20 protein-coding genes are annotated in these 20,226 nt (G+C 51.9%); 10 read left to right on the forward strand and 10 right to left on the reverse strand.

Features of this window, described 5'->3' with window-relative positions; genetic code table 11:
• A partial coding sequence (glpT, locus tag UC15_RS23265; RefSeq protein ID WP_112291304.1) for a glycerol-3-phosphate transporter occupies positions 1-1,217 on the forward strand: 1,217 nt, incomplete at its 5' end.
• A 47-nt stretch (positions 1,218-1,264) separates the two neighbouring features.
• On the opposite strand, the gene UC15_RS23270 is transcribed toward glpT, so the two are convergent.
• Both UC15_RS23270 and UC15_RS23275 read right to left on the reverse strand, forming a co-directional pair.
• The gene (locus tag UC15_RS23270; protein ID WP_112291306.1) at positions 1,265-2,341 is read right to left on the reverse strand and encodes an ABC transporter ATP-binding protein; all 1,077 of its coding nucleotides are present in this window, start codon (positions 2,339-2,341) and stop codon (positions 1,265-1,267) included.
• A gap of 102 nt (positions 2,342-2,443) precedes the next feature.
• Positions 2,444-3,478: a LacI family DNA-binding transcriptional regulator gene (locus tag UC15_RS23275; protein WP_112291307.1), complete on the reverse strand. Its 1,035-nt coding sequence runs from the start codon at positions 3,476-3,478 to the stop codon at positions 2,444-2,446.
• A gap of 265 nt (positions 3,479-3,743) precedes the next feature.
• On the opposite strand from UC15_RS23275, the gene UC15_RS23280 reads away from it, so the two are divergent.
• From UC15_RS23280 to UC15_RS23300, 5 genes are read left to right on the forward strand one after another with little or no spacing between them, the layout of a single operon-like run.
• Positions 3,744-5,006 carry an ABC transporter substrate-binding protein gene (locus tag UC15_RS23280; RefSeq protein WP_112291309.1) on the forward strand — a complete coding sequence of 421 codons (1,263 nt, stop codon included), beginning with the start codon at positions 3,744-3,746 and terminating at the stop codon, positions 5,004-5,006.
• Between the two features lie 4 nt (positions 5,007-5,010).
• Positions 5,011-5,880: a carbohydrate ABC transporter permease gene (locus UC15_RS23285; RefSeq protein WP_112291310.1), complete on the forward strand. Its 870-nt coding sequence runs from the start codon at positions 5,011-5,013 to the stop codon at positions 5,878-5,880.
• 20 nt (positions 5,881-5,900) lie between these two features.
• Positions 5,901-6,758 (forward strand): carbohydrate ABC transporter permease, encoded by an 858-nt coding sequence (locus UC15_RS23290; protein WP_369964636.1) that lies wholly within the window; start codon positions 5,901-5,903, stop codon positions 6,756-6,758.
• Positions 6,759-6,770: 12 nt separating this feature from the next.
• On the forward strand, positions 6,771-8,321 hold the full coding sequence (locus UC15_RS23295) for an alpha-amylase family glycosyl hydrolase (protein WP_112291328.1): 1,551 nt from the start codon (positions 6,771-6,773) through the stop codon (positions 8,319-8,321).
• On the forward strand, positions 8,308-9,378 hold the full coding sequence (locus UC15_RS23300) for a glycoside hydrolase family 130 protein (protein WP_112291327.1): 1,071 nt from the start codon (positions 8,308-8,310) through the stop codon (positions 9,376-9,378). The genes UC15_RS23295 and UC15_RS23300 overlap by 14 nt, the downstream gene beginning before the upstream one ends.
• 75 nt (positions 9,379-9,453) lie before the next feature.
• On the opposite strand, the gene yigL is transcribed toward UC15_RS23300, so the two are convergent.
• Positions 9,454-10,263 (reverse strand): sugar/pyridoxal phosphate phosphatase YigL, encoded by an 810-nt coding sequence (yigL, locus tag UC15_RS23305; protein WP_037035470.1) that lies wholly within the window; start codon positions 10,261-10,263, stop codon positions 9,454-9,456.
• 48 nt (positions 10,264-10,311) lie between these two features.
• Complete coding sequence (gene pldB / locus UC15_RS23310; RefSeq protein WP_112291313.1) at positions 10,312-11,304, reverse strand: lysophospholipase L2; 993 nt, start codon at positions 11,302-11,304, stop codon at positions 10,312-10,314.
• 121 nt (positions 11,305-11,425) lie between these two features.
• Here pldB and rhtB point away from each other — a divergent pair, with 121 nt between their 5' ends.
• On the forward strand, positions 11,426-12,046 hold the full coding sequence (gene rhtB / locus UC15_RS23315) for a homoserine/homoserine lactone efflux protein (RefSeq protein WP_112291315.1): 621 nt from the start codon (positions 11,426-11,428) through the stop codon (positions 12,044-12,046).
• Positions 12,047-12,110: 64 nt separating this feature from the next.
• On the opposite strand, the gene rhtC is transcribed toward rhtB, so the two are convergent.
• The 3 genes from rhtC to pldA form a co-directional block, all read right to left on the reverse strand.
• Positions 12,111-12,728: a threonine export protein RhtC gene (gene rhtC, locus UC15_RS23320; protein WP_112291317.1), complete on the reverse strand. Its 618-nt coding sequence runs from the start codon at positions 12,726-12,728 to the stop codon at positions 12,111-12,113.
• Between the two features lie 37 nt (positions 12,729-12,765).
• The gene (gene recQ / locus UC15_RS23325; RefSeq protein ID WP_112291318.1) at positions 12,766-14,598 is read right to left on the reverse strand and encodes an ATP-dependent DNA helicase RecQ; all 1,833 of its coding nucleotides are present in this window, start codon (positions 14,596-14,598) and stop codon (positions 12,766-12,768) included.
• Positions 14,599-14,727: 129 nt separating this feature from the next.
• Complete coding sequence (gene pldA, locus UC15_RS23330) at positions 14,728-15,606, reverse strand: phospholipase A (RefSeq protein ID WP_112291320.1); 879 nt, start codon at positions 15,604-15,606, stop codon at positions 14,728-14,730.
• Positions 15,607-15,861: 255 nt separating this feature from the next.
• On the opposite strand from pldA, the gene UC15_RS23335 reads away from it, so the two are divergent.
• Both UC15_RS23335 and rarD read left to right on the forward strand, forming a co-directional pair.
• On the forward strand, positions 15,862-16,344 hold the full coding sequence (locus UC15_RS23335; protein ID WP_112291322.1) for a thioesterase family protein: 483 nt from the start codon (positions 15,862-15,864) through the stop codon (positions 16,342-16,344).
• A 46-nt stretch (positions 16,345-16,390) separates the two neighbouring features.
• Positions 16,391-17,305: an EamA family transporter RarD gene (gene rarD / locus UC15_RS23340; RefSeq protein WP_112291324.1), complete on the forward strand. Its 915-nt coding sequence runs from the start codon at positions 16,391-16,393 to the stop codon at positions 17,303-17,305.
• On the opposite strand, the gene UC15_RS23345 is transcribed toward rarD, so the two are convergent.
• From UC15_RS23345 to ysgD, 3 genes are all read right to left on the reverse strand, one after another.
• A complete protein-coding gene (locus tag UC15_RS23345) occupies positions 17,270-18,322 on the reverse strand; it encodes an AbrB family transcriptional regulator (RefSeq protein ID WP_369964638.1) in 1,053 nt (350 codons plus the stop codon). The genes rarD and UC15_RS23345 overlap by 36 nt on opposite strands.
• A 21-nt stretch (positions 18,323-18,343) precedes the next feature.
• The gene (corA, locus tag UC15_RS23350) at positions 18,344-19,294 is read right to left on the reverse strand and encodes a magnesium/cobalt transporter CorA (protein WP_095924204.1); all 951 of its coding nucleotides are present in this window, start codon (positions 19,292-19,294) and stop codon (positions 18,344-18,346) included.
• Between the two features lie 167 nt (positions 19,295-19,461).
• Positions 19,462-19,518 (reverse strand): YsgD/CorL family protein, encoded by a 57-nt coding sequence (gene ysgD, locus UC15_RS26305; RefSeq protein ID WP_369921081.1) that lies wholly within the window; start codon positions 19,516-19,518, stop codon positions 19,462-19,464.
• Between the two features lie 205 nt (positions 19,519-19,723).
• On the opposite strand from ysgD, the gene UC15_RS23355 reads away from it, so the two are divergent.
• Positions 19,724-20,200 carry a WbuC family cupin fold metalloprotein gene (locus tag UC15_RS23355; protein WP_112291325.1) on the forward strand — a complete coding sequence of 159 codons (477 nt, stop codon included), beginning with the start codon at positions 19,724-19,726 and terminating at the stop codon, positions 20,198-20,200.
• The last annotated feature ends 26 nt before the right edge of the window (positions 20,201-20,226 follow it).

Below are 20,226 nucleotides of genomic sequence, written 5' to 3' on the forward strand. Positions count from 1 at the left end.
AAAATTTCGCGCTGGCCATGCCTTATCTGATTGATCAGGGCTTTTCCCGTGGAGACCTCGGTTTTGCGCTGTCCGGGATTTCCATTGCTTACGGCATATCAAAATTCATTATGGGGTCGGTGTCTGACCGCTCGAATCCGCGTGTTTTCCTGCCCGCGGGTTTAATTCTGGCTGCTGCAGTGATGTTATTTATGGGCTTCGTGCCGTGGGCAACATCGAGCATTGCCATCATGTTTGTGTTGCTGTTCCTCTGCGGCTGGTTCCAGGGAATGGGCTGGCCGCCGTGCGGTCGCACCATGGTTCACTGGTGGTCGCAGAAAGAACGCGGCGGCGTGGTGTCGGTATGGAACTGCGCGCACAACGTCGGTGGGGGTATTCCTCCGCTGCTGTTCCTGCTGGGCATGGCGTGGTTTAACGACTGGCATGCGGCGCTGTATATGCCAGCCTTCGGCGCGATCCTGCTGGCGGTATTTGCCTTCATGACCATGCGCGATACGCCGCAATCCTGCGGCCTGCCGCCGATTGAAGAATACAAAAACGATTATCCGCCGGACTATGTGAAAGAGTCTGCCGAGCAGGAACTGACGGCGAAACAGATTTTCATGCAGTACATTTTGCCGAACAAATTGCTGTGGTATATCGCGCTGGCTAACGTTTTTGTTTATCTGCTGCGCTACGGGATCCTGGACTGGTCACCGACTTACCTGAAAGAAGTGAAGCATTTTGCGCTGGATAAATCCTCGTGGGCATATTTCCTTTATGAATACGCAGGGATCCCCGGCACGCTGCTGTGCGGCTGGATGTCGGACAAAGTGTTTAAAGGCAACCGCGGCGCGACCGGCGTGTTCTTCATGGTGCTGGTGACTATCGCAACCGTCGTTTACTGGCTGAATCCGGTCGGCAATCCGGGCATTGATATGGCCTGTATGATCACCATCGGCTTCCTGATTTACGGGCCTGTGATGTTGATTGGTTTACATGCGCTGGAACTGGCACCGAAAAAAGCGGCCGGAACCGCGGCAGGTTTTACCGGGCTGTTTGGTTATCTGGGCGGCTCGGTCGCGGCCAGCGCCATTGTCGGCTATACCGTGGATTACTTTGGCTGGGACGGCGGGTTTATCGTGATGATTGCCGGTTGTGTGCTGGCCGTTGTGTTGCTTTTACTGACCATGCTCAGCGAGAACAAACACAAAGCGCAACTGAGAAAAAATGCCTGATTGGTTTTGATGTTCGTCGAAAGGCACCGAAAGGTGCCTTTTTTGTTTTACACAGCTTCAGAAGGGATCCGTCTGCCCGCTGCATCAAACAGTAAAATACTGGCGGCATTAAATCCAAAACTGAGCGGCGTGTTTTTAGCAAAAGAGAGCTGTTTTGACGATTTCATTTTCAGGATGTGCTCGCCGAAACACGCGTATACCAGCGTGGAATCGCCCTGTAATTCAGTGAAATCGACTAAAACGTCAAATGCGTGTTCCGTCGCTTCATTCAGGCGCAACAGCTCAGGGCGGATCGCCAGCGACACGGTTTGTCCATCCTGCGCCGCGGGGAATTTATTGCCCAGCGAAAACATCGGCTGCCCGTCAATACACAACTGGCGGCCCGTCACCTGTGCGGGGATCACATTGATTTTCGGCGTACCGATAAATCCGGCAACAAACAAACTGGCCGGACAGTTGTAGAGTTCAACCGGCGAACCAATCTGCTCAATATTACCCTGATTAAGCACCACAATCCGGTCCGCCAGCGTCATGGCTTCGACCTGATCGTGGGTCACGTAAATCATGGTGTTTTTCAGTCGGGCGTGAAGCTGACTGATTTCCTGACGCATCTGAACGCGCAGCGCGGCATCAAGATTCGACAGCGGCTCGTCAAACAAAAATACTTTCGGCTGCTGAACGATAGAGCGACCGATGGCGACGCGCTGACGCTGCCCGCCGGAAAGATTTTGCGGCAACCGGTCGAGCATCTCGTCCAGCCGCAGGATCAGAGCCGCTTCGCTGATGCGTCGGGCAATTTCAGCAGGTGGCGTTCGGATATTCTTCAGACCAAACGCCAGATTCTGCCTGACGGTCATGTGCGGATAAAGCGCGTAGGATTGAAATACCATCGACAGACCGCGCTTTCCGGCGGGCAACTCCGTCACGTCAGTGTCCTCAATGTGGATGGTCCCGTCGCTCAGCCCATCCAGCCCGGCAATCATGCGCAGCAATGTTGATTTACCACAGCCCGACGGCCCTACCAGAACCAGAAACTCACCGGAACGGATCTCCAGAGTTAAATCGGGGATCACGGCTGTTTTGCCATAGTATTTTTTGACGTGTTTTAGCGTTAAGCCTGACATAGCGTTGTCCTTTGAAACAAAATGATGCGCGGTTACGCCCCGGCAAAGGCGAGCAGTATTCCGCCAATATCGGTCATTGCGTCCTGATGGCCCCGCCAGATATCAGGTAGAACCACGTATAATTAACCTAAACTCCAGGTCGTGGTGAATATTGGTTTTACCTTCCAGCAACAGGGCTGCGGCTATTTCACCTTTTTTAACCGGGTCCTGCGAGATAGTCGTGAGCCCGATCTCATTCACTGGCCGGGGAATATTATCAAAACCAGTAACGGCGATATTTCCCGGAACAGATAGCCCGCTTTTACGGCAATAATTAATGGCACCCTGCGCGAAGCGGTCGGACAGGCAAATAAACGCGGTGATATCGGGATTACTTATCAGTAATTCCCTGGCAGCTATTTCGCCAAATGTTTCATGATGGTTCGTTTCGCAAAGAAAGCATTTATTCAGATCAATATTCCATTCCCGGAAAGTTGCCACGCAGGCATTCACACGGGTAATCATCACTTGATTATCACCGGAAATACTCTGACTCAATGGCATCACTCCCTTTCGTCCCTGAAGAGAAGGGAATGAGATAATCCCAAATTCACGGTGCCCTTTTTCCAGCAGGTGCAGACAGATTTCCCTCATCGCCCTGTCATTATCAATGGATACGCTGCTGTGCGAGGGAATTTTAAAATCCGTAGTCACCACGGGCAGATTTTTGGACAACGCTTTGGCGATGATCTGATCATTATTGTGTGTCGCATTAAGGATATAGCCATCTACAGCCGTATTGATGACACTGGCCCGCGCGCCCTGCCCGTTATGCAACGGGATCAGGATAATGCTGACTCCTTTTCGGTCACATTCACCGGCGATGCCTTGCATAAGCTGCACGTCATGACTGTCTGTAAACACATAACTGAGCGTGTCATTAAAAATAATCCCGATGGCATCCGATTTCCCGGTACGCAATGCCCGACCAAGATTGTCAGGCCCGAAGAAATTAACGGAATGCGCATAATCGATTATTCGTTTTCTTAATGATTCTGACAGTTTGCCCGGATTATTAAATGCATTCGACACCGTGGTGTGCGTCACGCCTAATTCGCGGGCAATTGACTTTAACGTTATCTTACTCAGCTTACACACTCCTGAATGCGGTGAATAAAGGAAGTCCTGCCTCTGAAATGCAATAAATTAGCCCACATATACTCACAGCCAACAGGCTATTGCAACGATTATAAAAATAAAGTTTAACGTTAAACAAAATCATTTATGTGACTGTAATAACGTTTATTCAATGATTGTCCATGCTAGCGTTTAAATAGACGTTAATTCATAAAATAATAATATGAATAATCATGAAATATAATTTCGCATTATGACTCATAACCTAATAGAAACAGGAAACAGCATGAAAATAATGAAACTGGCTGCTATTGCGGGTATCACGTTATTTCTTTCGGGCTGTGGCCCTGATGAAAAAGACCAAACCAGCATTAAAATGTGGGTCGCGCCGAATATTACGCAGGAAGTGTATTGGGGTGAAATCGTTAAAGAATGGAACAGCAACCCTACCAACCGGAAAGTAGAATTCACCTCAATACCGGCGGCAGGAAGTTCTGAAGAAGCCATCATGAATGCGCTGGCGTCGGGTACAGAGCCAGACATTTCGACCAATATTTTTATCGGCTTTGCTAAGCAGTTATCCGAACTTAAACAGCTCAGTGATTATTCCAAAATGCCCGGTTTTCAGACACTGACAGAAACCCGTCATATGGGAAAAACGATTTCAAACTGGCAGTTCGACGGACAGCAGACAGTCATCCCCATTTACATCAGCCCGGTTCTCTACTGGTGGCGCAGTGATCTGCTGGCAGCTCAGGGTTTTGACCACGTCCCGACCTCTTATGACGAAATTTACACGCTTTCAGAACGTATCGCGCTCACTCAGAAGGGTTATAGCCTGCAACTGACCAGCGGTAAAAACTGGTGGGATCGCTGGTTCGACTTTATTCCGCTCTATTACGCCGCCGCGGATGGCCGCCCGTATATTCAGGATAAAGAATCGGCTTTCGATAATGAATCCGGTCTGGAAGCACTGAATTTCATGGCGAAAATGTTTGCCAATAAGTGGACCAGCTACGATTTCACAACCGCAGACGATCCCCTGGCGGCGGGAATGGTACTGGGAGCCATGCGCGGCCCCTGGGATATCGAACGTTATCAGAAACAATTCCCTGAAGTACTGAAAGATATCCGTATCGGCCCAATGCCGACTCAGTCTGGCGCGCCGGGTGCAAATACCATGGCCGACAGCAAAGGGATCGTGATGTTCAGTACCTCGAAAGTGCAGAGCGACGCCTGGAAATTTATTCAATGGGTATACAGCGACCCGAAACACGATCTGCGCTGGCTGGAACTGACAGGTATGCCTCCGGCAAGGGAAGATTTGCAAAGTAATCCGGTGTTCAGCGACTACCTGCAACAGCATCCGCTGGTAAATGACATCGTCTCCTACGTCCCGAAAGCCGTGCCGCCTGCCGCCGTCACGAAAACGGTCGAAGTCCAGCGGACGATGACCCAAATGATTGAAAAACTGATGTTTGAAAACAACGCAGTGCCGGACGCGCTGCACCAGTCTTCGCAAGAGATCGACAGAATACTGGAACAATAAAGCGATGATTAAACTGAAAGAGTCCACCACAGGGGGCCTTCTGGCCTCCACTTACCTCGGATATTCTCTGGTATTCTGGCTTTATCCTTTTATCTGGTTAGCGGTACTGAGCTTTACTGACTGGAAATTTATTGGCACGCCCTCTTTTAATGGTGTGAAGAATATTATTGCCGTCATGCAGAATCCTTTGTTCTGGACAGCAATGTATAACGTATTTAAATTTCTGGCTTACTATCTGCCGATTGTTTTGGTGTCTTCATTATTATTCGCCTTCGGTTTAAGGAAACTAAAATATGGCAAAGCTTTTGTTGCCCTGAGTTTCCTGCTCGCCAATGTTTCATCCGGCGTGGCGTATTCTATTGTATTTTCCAAACTGTTGAGTGAAACAGGCCCCATCAATACCTTTCTGATGAGCACATTGGGCATTAATGTTCCGTGGTTTACCCATCCGGATTTTGCCATGTTATCTGTTGCTCTTATTATCACGTGGAAATTTGTCGGCTACTACGGCCTGATTTTTTATTCCGGGCTGATTACGATTCCGAAAGATATCTACGATGCGGCGGACCTCGATAAAACCAGCGGCCCCGGAAAAATATGGCATATCACATTACCCCTGATGAATGCGCAGATCGTCATGGTGCTGGTTCTGGCGATCACAGTCGCGTTCAGTATTTTCACCGAACCCTATCTCATCACCGGCGGCGGTCCGCTGCAAAGCACCACCACGCCAATGGTAGTGATGTATGAAGCCGCTTTCCGGCAGATGCAGCCAAGCTGGGCCGCCACCATGTCGATTATTGTCGCCGTATTCAGCTTCTCACTGATCTGGATATTGCGCCGGTGTCTGGAAAATAAAATCGAGATCGTATGATGAAAACTAAAACTGCACAGATGCCGACAGCCTCCCCTGTACAAAAATATTCGCTGAAAAGAACACTCAGTTCCGTGGTGATCCACCTGCTGATGTTTGTGCTGGCCATCACCTGGTTATATCCATATTTGTGGATGCTAATCGGTTCTTTAAAAAATACCGCTGATATTTATACCACTTCGTTCTTTTCCGGCCCGCTGTCATTCGATAATTATACTTTCCTGTTCGACGGCAGCGGCAAAGCGGAAAAACCCTTTCTTCGCACGTTGTTTAATTCCATATTCATTACATTAACCATTACAGTGTGCGTCACGCTGAGTTCCTGTTTAATAGGTTATGCGCTGGCAAAAATGGAATTCAAAGGTCGGGATATTTTTAAAAACCTGCTGATCCTGCAAATGGTTTTCCCGGCATTCATGTTTATTATTCCGCATTTTGTGCTTATGCGGGAACTCGGCATGCTTAATTCGTATGGCGCGCTTATTTTACCGTTTGTCATGAATGGCTGGGGTATTTTTATGATTTCCCAGAGTTTTAAAGGCACGCCCAATGACTATATTCATGCCGCGCGATTAGATCACGCCGGTCTTATCAAAATTCTGTTCCATGTCATGTTGCCTCTCAATAAATCCATTCTGGCTATCGTCGCGATATTTACCTTCACCAGCGCCTGGGACAATTTCCTCTGGCCGCTGATTGTGATGCAGGACGCTAACAAAATGCCGCTTTCCGTTCTGCTGGCGACGTTCAGTAAATCGTACAGCGTGTATGTCGGCCCGATTCTGGCGGGGTCGGTGGTACAAACTTTGCCGATCGTCGTTTTGTTTATCCTCTTCAGGAAACATTTCCTGGAAGGAATGTCGCTTTCACTTAAATAACAGGCATGAATGATGAATAACCTGAAAACAGCGCAGGAACGGGTATTTTATCAGGTGTATTTGCCGTCTTTCTGCGACGGTAATACGGACGGACTGGGCGATTTTCAAGGTCTGATTTCTAAGCTGGATTATCTGGCTGAGCTGGGCATTGGCGGTATCTGGGTGACGCCTTTTTACCCGTCTCCGCTGGTGGATAATGGCTATGACATCAGCGACCACTGCGCTGTAGATCCGCGTTTTGGCACGTTAGCGCTTTTTGATGAACTGATTGCAGCCTGTCATCAGCGCGACATTTTGCTGGTGATCGACGTGGTAATTAACCACGTGTCAGATCAGCACCCCTGGTTTCAGGCGGCGCTCAGCCAGCCTGACAGCCCTTTCCGCGACTTCTTTTTCTTTCGTGAGCAAACTAATAACTGGACCTCTTTCTTCGGCGGTTCCGCCTGGACACAGGAGCCCGGCGGAACGGCCAGTTACTACCATAAATTCTCGCCTCAGCAGGTTTGCCTGAACTGGTCTCATCCTGCCGTTGAGCGTGAGATCAAAAAAATCTTCGATTTCTGGATAGCCCGCGGCGTCGACGGTTTCCGTTTTGACGTGATTAATTTTCTGACCACCGAGGGTATCGGGGAAGATCACCCGCCGGCCGAACCGGGCGCAGAACCACCTCATGAAAAAGATATCAATCAGCCCGGAGTGCTCGATGTAGTGAAGCGCCTGTGCCGCCATATCCGTACGCAAGGAGAATTCCTGCTGATTGGCGAAGTGGGCAGTGAAGTATTGCCGGTGATGGCGCCTTATCAGGGTGCGGAGCTGCTGGACGTGGTTTTCAATTTCAACCTTGGCAGCCAGAAACACTTCGATATCACCGCGATCTTCGCCGAAATGCAGGCTATGGAAGCCACGCTGCCCGGCTTACCGACGCTGTTTTTTTCCAGCCACGATATGTCACGCATGATCAGTCGCTTCGGTGAATCCTCCCGGGATGTTCCCCGTGCGGTGGCCGTTTTCGCCCTGCAAATGACCGCCCGTGGTTTGCCTTTCATCTTTCAGGGTGAGGAAATCGGCATGACGGATTTTGTCCCGCAGAATTTGCAGCAAATGCGGGATATTCAGGGCATTACTCAATATCACACCGCAATTTCACAAGGTATGGATGAAGAGCAAGCACTTACTTACGCATTGCCTTTCTGCCGTGATGCCTCCCGCTTACCCGTTCCCTGGACGCCAGCCATTAACAGCGAAGGGCAAATAAACGTCGAGGCCGAGAGTAAGTGCTCACATTCAATTTTTGGCGCGTATAAACAACTGATTGCGCTGAGAAATACCCATCCGGCGCTTCAGCGTGGTCGTTATGAGTACCTCACGCTGTTTAAACAATGCCTGATATTCCGCCGCTTTCTGAAAGGGGAATGTCTCGAAGTGATGATCAATTTCGGCGCGACGGTCGTCAACGTAGGTTATGGCGATGGCAATCCCGTCTTGTTCGGCACGGATGAACCGCTGCTGGAAAAAAACCAAATTCTTATCAAAAAGGTAAACCATGAAAATGCTCAGAAGTGATAAAAATCCGCTGTTAACACCTGCCGATATCATCCCTTCCCAGCCCGGCTGGAAGGTCGATTGTGTATTTAATGCAGGCGTATGTTCGTATCAGGGTGAAACCCTGCTGCTGCTTCGTGTTGCGGAAAGCGTGGTCTCAACGGACGCCAATTGTCTGGAAGTACCGCTTCTGGTGAACCTGCAAAATACCTGGCATCCGGGCACTAAACGTTTTCAACGGGACGACCCGGCTTATGACTTCAGTGACCCCAGAATGATTGCACTGAAAGCCGATCCTTCGGTTATCTGGCTGACCTCCATGTCGCATCTGCGGTTAGCGAGAAGTCAGAATGGTGAAGATTTCACTGTCGATGCTCAGCCTTTTTTAACCGCCGATACGCAATATGAGCAATTCGGCTGCGAAGATCCGCGAATTACGCTGATAGACGGCGTTTACTACATTAACTACTCAGCCATTTCGCCGTATGGCATTTCTACCGCACTGGCGACCACCACCGATTTTATTACTGTGGGAAAACAAGGCGTAATTTTCTGCCCCGATAACCGCGACGTGTGTTTCTTCCCGGAAAAAATTAACGGTAAATATCAGGCGCTGACCCGCCCTTCGCCCAAACATTTTGGTAAGCCGGAGATCTGGATCTGTGAATCCCCGGACATGCTGCACTGGGGCAATCATCGCCATTTACTCGGCAGCGCGTCCGGCGACTGGGATGCGCTGAAACTGGGCGGTGGCGCCCCGCTGATGAAAACGGTACGTGGCTGGTTACAGATTTATCACGGCGTGGATAAAGATCAGCGCTATTGCCTCGGTGCCATGCTGCTCGATTTACATAATCCATTGAAAATTATCGCCAAATCCTCAGCGCCGCTGTTACAACCGGAAGCGATTTACGAGAGAGAAGGATTCTTTGGCAACGTAGTCTTTACCTGCGGCGCGCTACTTGAAAAGGACACGCTGAAAATTTACTACGGGGCCGCCGATGAGTGTATTGCGCTGGCGACAATGCCGCTGGCGGATTTGTGGCAACATCTGGGCATTTCAGTAAGTGCAGATTAGGCAGGATCAGAGGCGGGAACCACCAAAGCAGAGTGAATACCCTGCTTTGGTTTTACGACTTAGCTTTAAAACCGATTAGCTTTCTTCAGCCAGATACATCTTACGCAGGTAATGCGGCACGGCATCGTCGGCGTTGGATCCGATGATTTCTGCATCCGGCATGGCAGCTTTCAGACGTGGCAGTGAACCGCTCATCAGACAACCTTTACCGGCCATGCTCAGCATTTCCAGGTCATTCAGGCCATCACCAAAGGCGATACAATCTTTCAGCGAATAACCCATCAGCTTGGAAACATATTCCAGCGCATGACCTTTTGACACGCCGCCTGCCATGACTTCCAGACATACCGGCAGTGAGAAGCTGACGTTCACACGATCGCCCCAGCGCGCATTGATCGCTTCTTCCAGTGGCAGCAGTTTTTCGTGGTCTTCACAGGTGAAATACACTTTGCAGATGCCGTCGGTTTCCAGCAAACCCGGCTCATACAGTTTGTATTTGAAAACGGATTCACGGAAGAAATCATCCTGATCGGCGCGGTCACGGTTCATGTACCAGTCATCATTACGATAAACGTTGGTCAGAATATCCGGGTTGTTATGCATGATGCCGAACAGGTCTCTGGCGATGTCTTCATCCAGATTATGCGAGAAAATCAGGTCGCCGTCGGTATTATGCACGCGCGCACCGTTGGAGGTGATCATGTACGCACTGATTTCCAGATTGTCGCGCATCTGCGCCACGTCGATATGGTGGCGTCCGGTGGCGAAAACGAAATGCACGTCGCGCTGAGTCAGCAGTTTCAGCGTCTCTTTGGCGAACGGGCTCAGGGTATGATCAGGTGATAGCAGCGTGCCATCTAAATCGGAAGCAACAACATGGTACATAGCGTTAGGTTCTAACCTCTGATGGAGTTGTGCGCGGCGAACCGCGGATTAAAGCTGTCGCGCAAAAAAGCGCATGATAGCGTCCAGCGCCTGTGCCCTCAGGTCGTCCCGTTCAAACAGGATCTCATGGCGCGCGCCTTCGATGACCAGCGGTTTTTCCCCTTCACAAGGGTGCCCCGCAACGGCCATGGCCTGACAAAAAGCAAGATGGGACCGGTTATCCACCACACGATCTTCGCTCGCCTGCAATAACAGAACAGGAGTGGTGATTTTTTCGGCTTCTTTCAGGATATGCATCCCCGCCTCAATCCCTTCACGCACCCAGTGATAGGTAGGTCCGCCGACCTGCAACTCAGGATAATCTGCGTAAAACCGCAAATTGCGGCGATAACGCGCGCGGCTGTGCGTCAGCTGGTTGACTACAAACGGCAGCGGCCGCCAATGGCCGGTACCCAGCGCATAGCCATCACGACGAACCGGACGATTTTCCGCCCAGTTAAGGATACGGCGCGATAACCAACCCGGCATCGGCAAATAAATACCGGTCATCGGCGCCAGTAATGCCGCTGCATCAAAATTCTGCGGATTTTTCGCCAGATACAACGCCAGAATTGCCCCGCCCATGGAGTGTGCCAGCGCAAACTTTTTCTGGTACTGACGCGGCGCAACCTCCAGCTGATAAAAGCGGTCGAAATCTTCGACATAATCGTCAAAGTGCTTCACGTGACCGCAATGCGGATCGTCGAGCATACGCCCGGAACGTCCCTGACCACGGTGATCGACAATCATGACATCGTAGCCGCAATGGAATAAATCGTAGGCCACTTCGGGATATTTTACGTAGCTTTCTATACGACCCGGTGACACAACGATGACTTTATCGTGAGCAGGCGAACAAAACCGGACATAACGGACAGGAACATCATCAACGCCGCTAAACTCGCCTTCTTCGCGTGTCCGCCAGAAATCCAGCAAAGGCCCGGTCGCAAAGGCTGCAAACTCCTTCTCACGTGTTAACCACTTCGCATAATTCGCAGGCATTCAATGATCCAAAGTCGTCAAACAGGGAGGATGAAAGTGTTATTTGTGAGCTATAGCGCAATTATAGACAATGGCGTATTGTGCCATAAAACAACCTAAAACGTACTCAGGGAGTCTCGCAATGACACTGGACTGGTGGTTAACCTACCTGCTCACCACTTCTATTTTAAGTTTATCACCCGGTTCCGGCGCGATTAACACCATGAGCACCGGCATCAGCCACGGCTATCGTGGTGCTGTGGCCTCAATTGCCGGATTACAGCTCGGTTTAGCGATCCACATCGTGCTGGTCGGTATCGGGCTGGGCGCGCTGATTTCATCATCGCTGCTGGCCTTTGAGTTTCTCAAATGGTTTGGCGCCGCCTACCTGATCTGGCTGGGTATTTGCCAGTGGCGCTCCGCTGGTGCGATTGACCTGAACGCGCTCGCCAGCAGTATGCCGCGACGCCGTTTGTTCAAACGCGCCATTCTGGTGAACCTGACCAATCCAAAAAGCATTGTGTTTCTCGCCGCATTATTCCCGCAGTTTATCATTGCTCACCAACCTCAGGCTGCACAATACGTGGTACTGGGTGTCACCACGGTGGTTGTCGATATCATTGTGATGATCGGCTACGCCACGCTGGCCACCCGCATCGCCGGTTGGGTGAAAGCACCGAAACAAATGCAGTTGCTGAACCGCATTTTCGGCTCACTGTTTATGCTGGTGGGTGTGTTGCTGGCCAGTGCGCGGAAGGTTTGATTTCTCAGAATGCAAAAAGGGTCCGGCATCAACCGAACCCTTTTTTATTAACCGGCTAATTTGCTCAGCGGTTGATGATTAAGGCAACACCAAAGCCTGCAAACACCACACCCGCCACGCCATCAATCCATTTCGCCAGACGCTGATACCCGCGACGCATTTTAGGCAGGGCAAAGACCAGTGCCACTAATGAGAACCAGGCCAGGGTTTCCACGACGATCAGCAGGAATATGCCCAGACGCTCGCCGCCGCTGACGCTGTCGCTAACAAACATCGAGAACACGCTGCCGAAGTAAATGACGGCTTTCGGGTTAGAAAGATTGGTCAGCAGTCCGCGCATAAACGTGCGGCCGCGGGCAGGCAGAGCCACCGGTGTATCATCGCCGTTTTGTTTCTTAGCACGTGCAGATTTCAGCAGTTGCCAGCCCATCCAGCACAGATACAATCCGCCGCCGACGGTGATGATCTGATGCAACCAGGCCATTTTTTGCAGAATAAGATGCAACCCCATCAGCGCAACGGCGGCCCACACCAGCACGCCCAGCGTAATGCCAATCACACCCATCATGGCTTCTTTACGCGACCGGCTGGCGGCGGTTTGTGAGACAAAGAAGAAGTCCGGTCCCGGACTCATCAGCGCGATCAGATGAACCATCGCAACCGTCAGGAATAGCATCAGCATGATTAACTCTCTGTGTTATGTGTAGGAAACAGAATTCTTACTCGTCGCCGTTATCGATGTGATCGCGGATCATCGCCATAAATGGCCGACCGAATTTCTCCAGCTTACGCTGACCGACACCGGTGATGTCGAGTAAATCACTCGCGCTGACCGGCAGATGTTCAGCCATTTCCAGCAGCGTCGTGTCGTTAAATACCACGTATGGCGGCACATTATTATCATCCGCCAGTGACTTACGCAGTTTACGCAATTTAGCAAACAGCTTACGGTCGTAATTTCCACCGTAGGTTTTCTGACTGGCACTGCTTTTAATTTTCAGCGTCTGAATTCGCGGCACCGCAAGTTGCAGCGGGATTTCACCACGCAGCACCGGACGCGCAGATTCGGTCAGCTGTAACGCAGAGTGCATGGCGATGTTTTGCATCACCAGCCCGAGGTGAATCAGCTGGCGCACCACACTGGTCCAGTGCTCGTTACTGTGTTCTTTGCCGATACCGTAAACCGACAACTTCTCGTGGCCGTATTCACGGATACGCTGATTGTTCGAGCCGCGCAATACTTCGACCACATAACCCAGACCAAAACGTTGCCCGACGCGTGCGATAACGGACAGCGCTTTCTGCGCGTCCAGCAAGCCGTCGTAGCGTTTTGGCGGATCCAGGCACACGTCGCAGTTACCGCAGGCGTTCTGTTTACCTTCGCCAAAGTAATTGAGCAGCACCAGACGTCGACAGGTTTGCGCCTCCGCGAATGCGTTCATGGCATTCAGTTTGTGGCGTTCAACATCCTGCTGCGCGCCAGCCGGTTTCTCTTCCAGACAGCGGCGCAACCAGGCCATATCGGCCGGATCGTAAAGCAATACCGCTTCCGCTGGCAGGCCGTCACGTCCGGCACGCCCCGTTTCCTGATAATAAGATTCAATGGTGCGCGGAATATCAAAGTGCACCACAAAACGCACGTTAGGCTTGTTGATGCCCATACCGAAGGCGACGGTGGCAACCACAATTTGCAGGTCGTCACGCTGAAAACCTTCCTGCACGCGGGCACGGGTTTCGTTATCCAGTCCGGCATGATACGCGCCAACGCTCAGCCCGCGACTTTGCAATCGCGCTGCAGTGTCTTCAACTTTGGCACGGCTGTTACAGTAAATGATGCCGCTTTTGCCGCGCTGATCCTGCACAAAGCGAATCAGCTGATCGAGCGGCTTAAATTTTTCCACCAGTGTGTAACGGATATTTGGACGGTCAAAACTGCTGACCTGAATCAGCGGGTCATTCAGTTCCAGCAGGCGGACGATATCGTTACGTGTGGCTTCATCGGCGGTCGCGGTCAGGGCGATCACCGGCAGTTGCGGATAACGCAGTTTCAGCTGGCCAAGGGCGCGATATTCCGGACGGAAATCGTGGCCCCATTGGGAAATACAGTGGGCTTCATCGACAGCCAGCATCGCCGGATTCCACTGTTGCAGCTGTTCCAGGAAATCGCCCATCATCAGGCGTTCCGGCGCGATATACAGCATTTTGATACGTCCCGCGCGGCAACCGGCCATGACTTCCAGCTGTTGCTCACGGGTTTGCGTCGAGTTCAGGCAACCGGCTTCAACGCCTGCGGCCATCAGCTGATCGACCTGATCTTTCATCAGGGAAATGAGCGGCGAAACCACCAGCGTCAGGCCGTCCATCACCAGAGCGGGGATTTGATAGCACAGCGATTTACCGCCGCCTGTTGGCATCACTACCAGACAATCCCGGCCAGAAATGGCGGTGTTGATGATAGTTTGCTGGCCTGGTCTGAATTGCTGATAACCGAAGGTATCGCGTAATACCTGATGAGCCAGCTCTTCTTTGTTTATCACTGCCGCCGTAGACACTCAATTCCCCAACTGTTCAAACCACCCGGCTGAGCCCTAAAGCCGCCGGGGCTGTACTGCACCGACATAATATACCCTAAATAATCCGCGATGCAGCCAACGCAACTGCAACCAGAAATATGGCGGGGATTACATAATGTCGTTAAGCATAATACCGACGCCGATACGGGTCTGCTTATGGTTATAGTCGATCAATGACTCGCCGTAACCACTGAATACCTGAGTATAGAAGCGAACTTGTTTGGAAATCGGGTAGCTCCAGCCGGTCGTCGCGCCGCCGTAACCGGTATTCCAGTTGTAACGGCTTTCGACGCTGAACACGCTGTCGCCCCACGCATAGCCAACTTTCAGGCGGTAATAGCCCATGTACTTGGCGATGTCCGGGTTGTCGTCGTCTTCATCGCTTTCAGGAATGCGATACCAGGGTTTCAGATCAACCTGCCAGTTGCCGTGCTGCGCCATGAAACGGGCATACACACGGTTCCAGCTGCGGGACGTCGGGTCGGAGCGACCGTTAGACTGGTGACTGACACCATATTCTGCTTCACGCAATGTCCAGCCGAGGAAATCGTAATCCGTTGCCCAGGCCAGGAAAAGCTGTGGCTCGTAGTTGGTCTCACGGAAAGGTGAAGACTGCCCGCTGTTAGAAAGCTGCCAGAATGATTTTTGCGTGTAGGATGCGCCCAGCACGGAGTTATCACCCGCAATACCGCGCCACAGAGGGAATGCCAGGCTGAGCTGGAACTCGACTTCATCGTGACGTGCTTTATCTGCCCAGTCGTAAGACTCAATCGCTTTCTTGTTGATATTGCTGGTATCGGTGTAAATCAGAAAGTTGGGTTCATAAGGATATAACGTGAACGGGTTGTCATGCTCTTGCAGCATATTTGCAATAATGCTTCCGCGCACAGCAGGTTTATCATGTACTTCCTGTACCGTGGCTTCCTCTGCATAGCCCAACAATGGCAACGCCAACAGCGTGGCACCGACAGCCCAATTTTTACGCATTATTCCTTACCCTCACCCTAAAGTTATTGATTCATTATTTTTTGATAATCAGCCTTCCGCCCGGCCGGCAATGCGCAGACTACAATCCGGAAATCTCAAAGCAGGGCATTTTACACACAAATACATTTCTACATGAGTACTGAATACATTTATCCTTCGCCCGGTAGAAATCCATCCTGCCCGCACCTAAAATCAACACTTCGTTAACTTTTTCGGCGAACATACGATCCACTCGTTTTCGTCAGGAATTTATTCATGTCTGCTTCATCTCTCAGCCACGAGGCCGCCCTGCAACTGATCGGCAATATTTTCGTTTACGATATGCCGTTTAACCGCGAACTGGGCCTCGAGCTGAAACGTCTCGACTGCGACTACGCAGAGTTAAAATTTACCAACCAGACCAAACTGGTGGGCAATGCCGCACAAAAAATCCTGCACGGCGGCGTGATTGCGGCGGTGCTGGATGTCGCCGCCGGTCTGGTTTGTGTGACCAGTTCACTGATCCGCCGTGACAAGCCGGATCATCCGTTGCTGGAAGCAGAAATGCGCCAGCGGTTATCCAAAATGGGCACCATTGATTTGCGCGTTGATTATCTGCGTCCGGGCCGTGGCGACTACTTTATTGCCTCGGCAAGACTGGTCCGCGCCGGCAATAAAGTGTCCGTTGCGCGCGTGGATTTGCACAGCGATACCGGCGTTCACATCGCCACGACCACGGCGACCTATATGGTCGGCTGAAATCAGGTAAACTCCGCTTCTTTCCCTACTCTTTTTCAGGTACCACATGGACGCACATCGTACCCGGCAAGGTGTTATTTTTGCCTTTATTGCCTATCTGATCTGGGGAGTCGCGCCCGCGTACTTCAAGCTGATCAAACAGGTGCCTGCTGACGAAATTCTGACTCACCGGGTGATCTGGTCATTCTTCTTTATGTTAGTGCTGCTCTCCGTCAGCCGCAGCTGGGGCGATGTCCGGCGGGTACTTGCACAACCGAAGAAAGTCGGCATGTTACTGATTACCGCCCTGCTTGTCGGTGGGAACTGGCTGATTTTTATCTGGGCGATAAATCATGATCACATTCTGGAAGCCAGCCTTGGTTACTTTATCAATCCGCTGGTGAATGTGGTGCTCGGCATGCTGTTTTTGCGGGAAAGATTCCGAAGTTTGCAGTGGTTTGCCGTCGCGCTGGCTTTCGCCGGAGTACTGATTCAGGTGTGGATTTTTGGTTCGGTGCCTGTCATCGCCATCGGCCTGTCACTGACGTTTGCCTTTTACGGCCTGCTGCGTAAAAAAATCGGTGTGGACTCGCAAACCGGCATGTTGATTGAAACGCTATGGCTGCTGCCGGTCGCCGGGATTTACCTGTTCTTTATCGCCAGCAGCCCGACCAGTAACCTGGCCGCAAATCCGTGGTCGCTTGATTTGCTGCTGATGGCTGCCGGGATTATTACCACCATCCCGTTGCTGTTCTTCACTGCCGCCGCCGCCCGCCTGAAGCTTTCAACGCTGGGCTTTTTCCAGTATCTGGGGCCGACCCTGATGTTCCTGCTGGCAGTGGTGTTCTACGGTGAAACTGTTAACACATCACAGCTCATCACCTTCGGCTTTATCTGGGTCGGTCTGCTGTGCTTTATCACGGATGCGCTGTATACGCAGGGCCGTTTACGACGAGGAAGAAGCGGGCACAGCGCTGCGTGATATAAAGCGCGCCATCGCCGGACCGGTTGCCAGGATGGTGATCAGACGCAACGTCTGCATCGCCATCACAAATCCTAAATCCGCATGGCTGCCCGCCGCAATAATCGCCACGGTGTCCAGTCCGCCCGGGCTGGTCGCCAGATAGGCCGTCAGCATATCTACGCCCAGCAGTTTGGTCAGCACCCACGCCATACCGCCGCAAATCAGCATCAGCCCGATAATCGATGCAATCATCTGCGGCAGCGTGCGCAAAGCCAGTTTGAAAATCGGCCGTGTGAAGCGCAATCCGACACTCCAGCCAATCAGCGTATAGGCCATCGCCAGCAGCCATTCCGGCACTTCTAAGGCCACGGTACCGGTGGAATGCAAAACCGCGCCGGCGATGGCCGGGAGCAGCAATGCGCCGGAAGGAATACGCAGACGCGGCCCCAGCCAGACACCGGCCACCGCCAGAAATAGCGTCGCAAAGAAACGCCACGTCAGCGGCGGAAACCACACCACCGCCGCCGCCAGAGACGCGCTGTCGCCCATCGCCATGCGAGCCACAAATGCGGCCGCGGTGGCCACAAACAGCACGCGCAGATACTGCATAAACGCCACCAGACGCACGTCAGCTCCGAAATCACCGGCCATAGCCACCATCGCACTGGCACCGCCCGGCGATGAACCCCACGCACCGGTCGGGCCGGGTAACTGGCTAAAACGTACCAGCAGCCAGCCTGAAAGCCCGCTGGCCAGCAGCGTCGCCACCAGCACCATCAGCACCAGCGGCCAGTCATTGAGTAACGGGGGTAATATCGACGGCGACAGGCTTTGGGCAATCATGCAGCCCAAAACGCCCTGAGAGAGTTTGAAAAACAGCGGGTGAATACGTACGCTGGCGCCCAGCAGCCCCATAATGACGCCGACAATCATCGGCCCCAGTAACAGTGCGGCTGGCACATGGAAGGTTTGAAAAATAATGCCCAGAATCAGCGAGGAAACGACGAGGATAAACCACTGCCCCGACGGAACCATCCTTTCCATCAGCATCGCAGGTTATAACCAGTTTTTGCGTTTGAAGTACAAATAAGGTGCCAGACCGGCGAGGATCATCAGTGCAATCGCGCCCGGATAACCGAATGACCATTTCAGCTCAGGCATGAATTCGAAGTTCATCCCGTAGCTGGATGCCACCAGCGTTGGCGGCAGGAACACCACGGAAACCACCGAGAAAATCTTGATGATGCGGTTCTGTTCGATGTTGATAAAGCCCATCGCCGCCTGCATCAGGAAGTTCACTTTCTGGAACAGGGATTCGTTGTGCGGCAGCAGGGATTCGATATCGCGTAACACCTCGCGCGCCTGCTCCAGCTGACCTGCCGGTAAACGGGCTTTGCGCACCAGGAAATTCAGCGCGCGCTGGGTATCCATCAGACATAAACGGACTTTCCATCCGATATCTTCCAGTTCTGCCAGCGTGGAAAGCGCCGCGTCATATTCGTCGCCCTGATGCCCTTCCATGATCACACGACTGAGTTTTTCCAGATCGCTGTAGATGTTTTCGATTTCGTCCGCCAGCTGTTCGATTTTGGTTTCGAACAAATCCAGCAGCAGTTCATACGCATTACCATCGACCAGTTTCTGGTTGCGGGCACGCATACGGTAGAGACGAAACGCCGGTAACTCGCGTTCACGCAGGGTGTACAAACGGCCTTCGCGCACGGTAAAGGCGACGGTGCTGTTACCGGCATGATCATCGGCATCTTCGTAATAAAAGAAGGAGTGAATGTGCAGACCGTCTTCGTCTTCAAAGAAACGCGCAGAGGCTTCGATGTCGTCCAGTTCCGGACGCGTCGCAAGGCTTTGCCCTAATTCGCATTGAACGCGCTCACGTTCCTGATCGTCAGGCTCAACCAGATCGACCCACAGTGAAGTTTTGAGATCGTCTGACTCGTCCAGCTCTAAACGGGATAAGCGGCTGTTTTCTAATTTAAAAGCACTCAGCATGTGCCCGTTCTCCCAAAAATTACGGAAAGTGGACAACGCGTTGAAGCACAGAAAATCACGGAGTGAAAAATGTCACCAGCGTAATTCAGACCAACTTCAGATCTGACTCACAGCGACAGAACGGGGGTCGCTGACAACCACTAAGGCCATCAGCAATGAGGAGGGCCTTAGAAGTGGTACCTGGAAAACAGGTTGTTGAGCCAGTATCTACTGGGTGTGTCCAAGGCGCAGTTCCTCATTGATAATAGTGCGCGCATGTTACGCCGGTAATAAAAAGACTGTCAACCGCGAACAAATCTATTCTGGCAACATTTATGCATAAATTTCAGGCGGTGTTGATAACCTTTAGCGGCTTATGTCTCATCGTTTTTTTGGCTACACTCAGGCACCGAATTTCTCCGTTACCAGACTTCTCAGGCAGAGACTGAAATGATTAAACAAATAAACCAGGACACGCTGTGTGATCTGATCACCAAAGCCGCTCACTCCCCGCGACTGCGCCAGAATCTGAATATCCATCCGGCACCGGAAGATGACGTGCAACGTCTGGCCATTGCGATGGAACCGGGCACTTACGTGCGCATCCATCGCCATCCGCATACCTGGGAAATGCTGACCGCCCTGCGCGGACGTTTTCTGGTGCTGATTTACGATAACAGCGGCAAAGTCACCGACCGTCTGTGGCTCGGCGCAGAAACCCGCCTGCTTGAAATCCCGGCCAACACCTGGCACAGCGTGTTATCCCTCGACGAAGGTGGCGTGATTTTTGAAGTGAAACACGGCGCGTATCAGCCAGTGCAGGAACAAGATTATCTGCCAGGCACCCCGCCGGAAGGCGAAGAAGGCGTGAAAGAAACGCTGGAATGGTATGCGAAAGCCGAAGTGGGTGAAATTTTTAGCCTCTGACCTTTCGGCTCCTCCCCCTGCGAAGG

Origin of the sequence: Rahnella sp. AN3-3W3 (assembly GCF_003263545.1) — a bacterium.
Lineage (GTDB): Bacteria > Pseudomonadota > Gammaproteobacteria > Enterobacterales > Enterobacteriaceae > Rahnella > Rahnella variigena.

Bases quoted from the DNA above. Each gene is read 5' to 3' on its own strand.
- UC15_RS23295 (WP_112291328.1), top strand. From the start codon at position 6,771: ATGAATAACCTGAAAACAGCGCAGGAACGGGTATTTTATCAGGTGTAT.
- UC15_RS23290 (WP_369964636.1), top strand. From the start codon at position 5,901: ATGCCGACAGCCTCCCCTGTACAAAAATATTCGCTGAAAAGAACACTC.
- UC15_RS23270 (WP_112291306.1), bottom strand. From the start codon at position 2,341: ATGTCAGGCTTAACGCTAAAACACGTCAAAAAATACTATGGCAAAACA.
- rhtC (WP_112291317.1), bottom strand. From the start codon at position 12,728: ATGCTGATGCTATTCCTGACGGTTGCGATGGTTCATCTGATCGCGCTG.
- rhtB (WP_112291315.1), top strand. From the start codon at position 11,426: ATGACACTGGACTGGTGGTTAACCTACCTGCTCACCACTTCTATTTTA.
- yigL (WP_037035470.1), bottom strand. From the start codon at position 10,263: ATGTACCATGTTGTTGCTTCCGATTTAGATGGCACGCTGCTATCACCT.
- pldA (WP_112291320.1), bottom strand. From the start codon at position 15,606: ATGCGTAAAAATTGGGCTGTCGGTGCCACGCTGTTGGCGTTGCCATTG.
- UC15_RS23355 (WP_112291325.1), top strand. From the start codon at position 19,724: ATGATTAAACAAATAAACCAGGACACGCTGTGTGATCTGATCACCAAA.
- UC15_RS23285 (WP_112291310.1), top strand. From the start codon at position 5,011: ATGATTAAACTGAAAGAGTCCACCACAGGGGGCCTTCTGGCCTCCACT.
- UC15_RS23335 (WP_112291322.1), top strand. From the start codon at position 15,862: ATGTCTGCTTCATCTCTCAGCCACGAGGCCGCCCTGCAACTGATCGGC.
- UC15_RS23280 (WP_112291309.1), top strand. From the start codon at position 3,744: ATGAAAATAATGAAACTGGCTGCTATTGCGGGTATCACGTTATTTCTT.
- corA (WP_095924204.1), bottom strand. From the start codon at position 19,294: ATGCTGAGTGCTTTTAAATTAGAAAACAGCCGCTTATCCCGTTTAGAG.
- UC15_RS23345 (WP_369964638.1), bottom strand. From the start codon at position 18,322: ATGGTTCCGTCGGGGCAGTGGTTTATCCTCGTCGTTTCCTCGCTGATT.
- rarD (WP_112291324.1), top strand. From the start codon at position 16,391: ATGGACGCACATCGTACCCGGCAAGGTGTTATTTTTGCCTTTATTGCC.
- pldB (WP_112291313.1), bottom strand. From the start codon at position 11,304: ATGCCTGCGAATTATGCGAAGTGGTTAACACGTGAGAAGGAGTTTGCA.
- UC15_RS23300 (WP_112291327.1), top strand. From the start codon at position 8,308: ATGCTCAGAAGTGATAAAAATCCGCTGTTAACACCTGCCGATATCATC.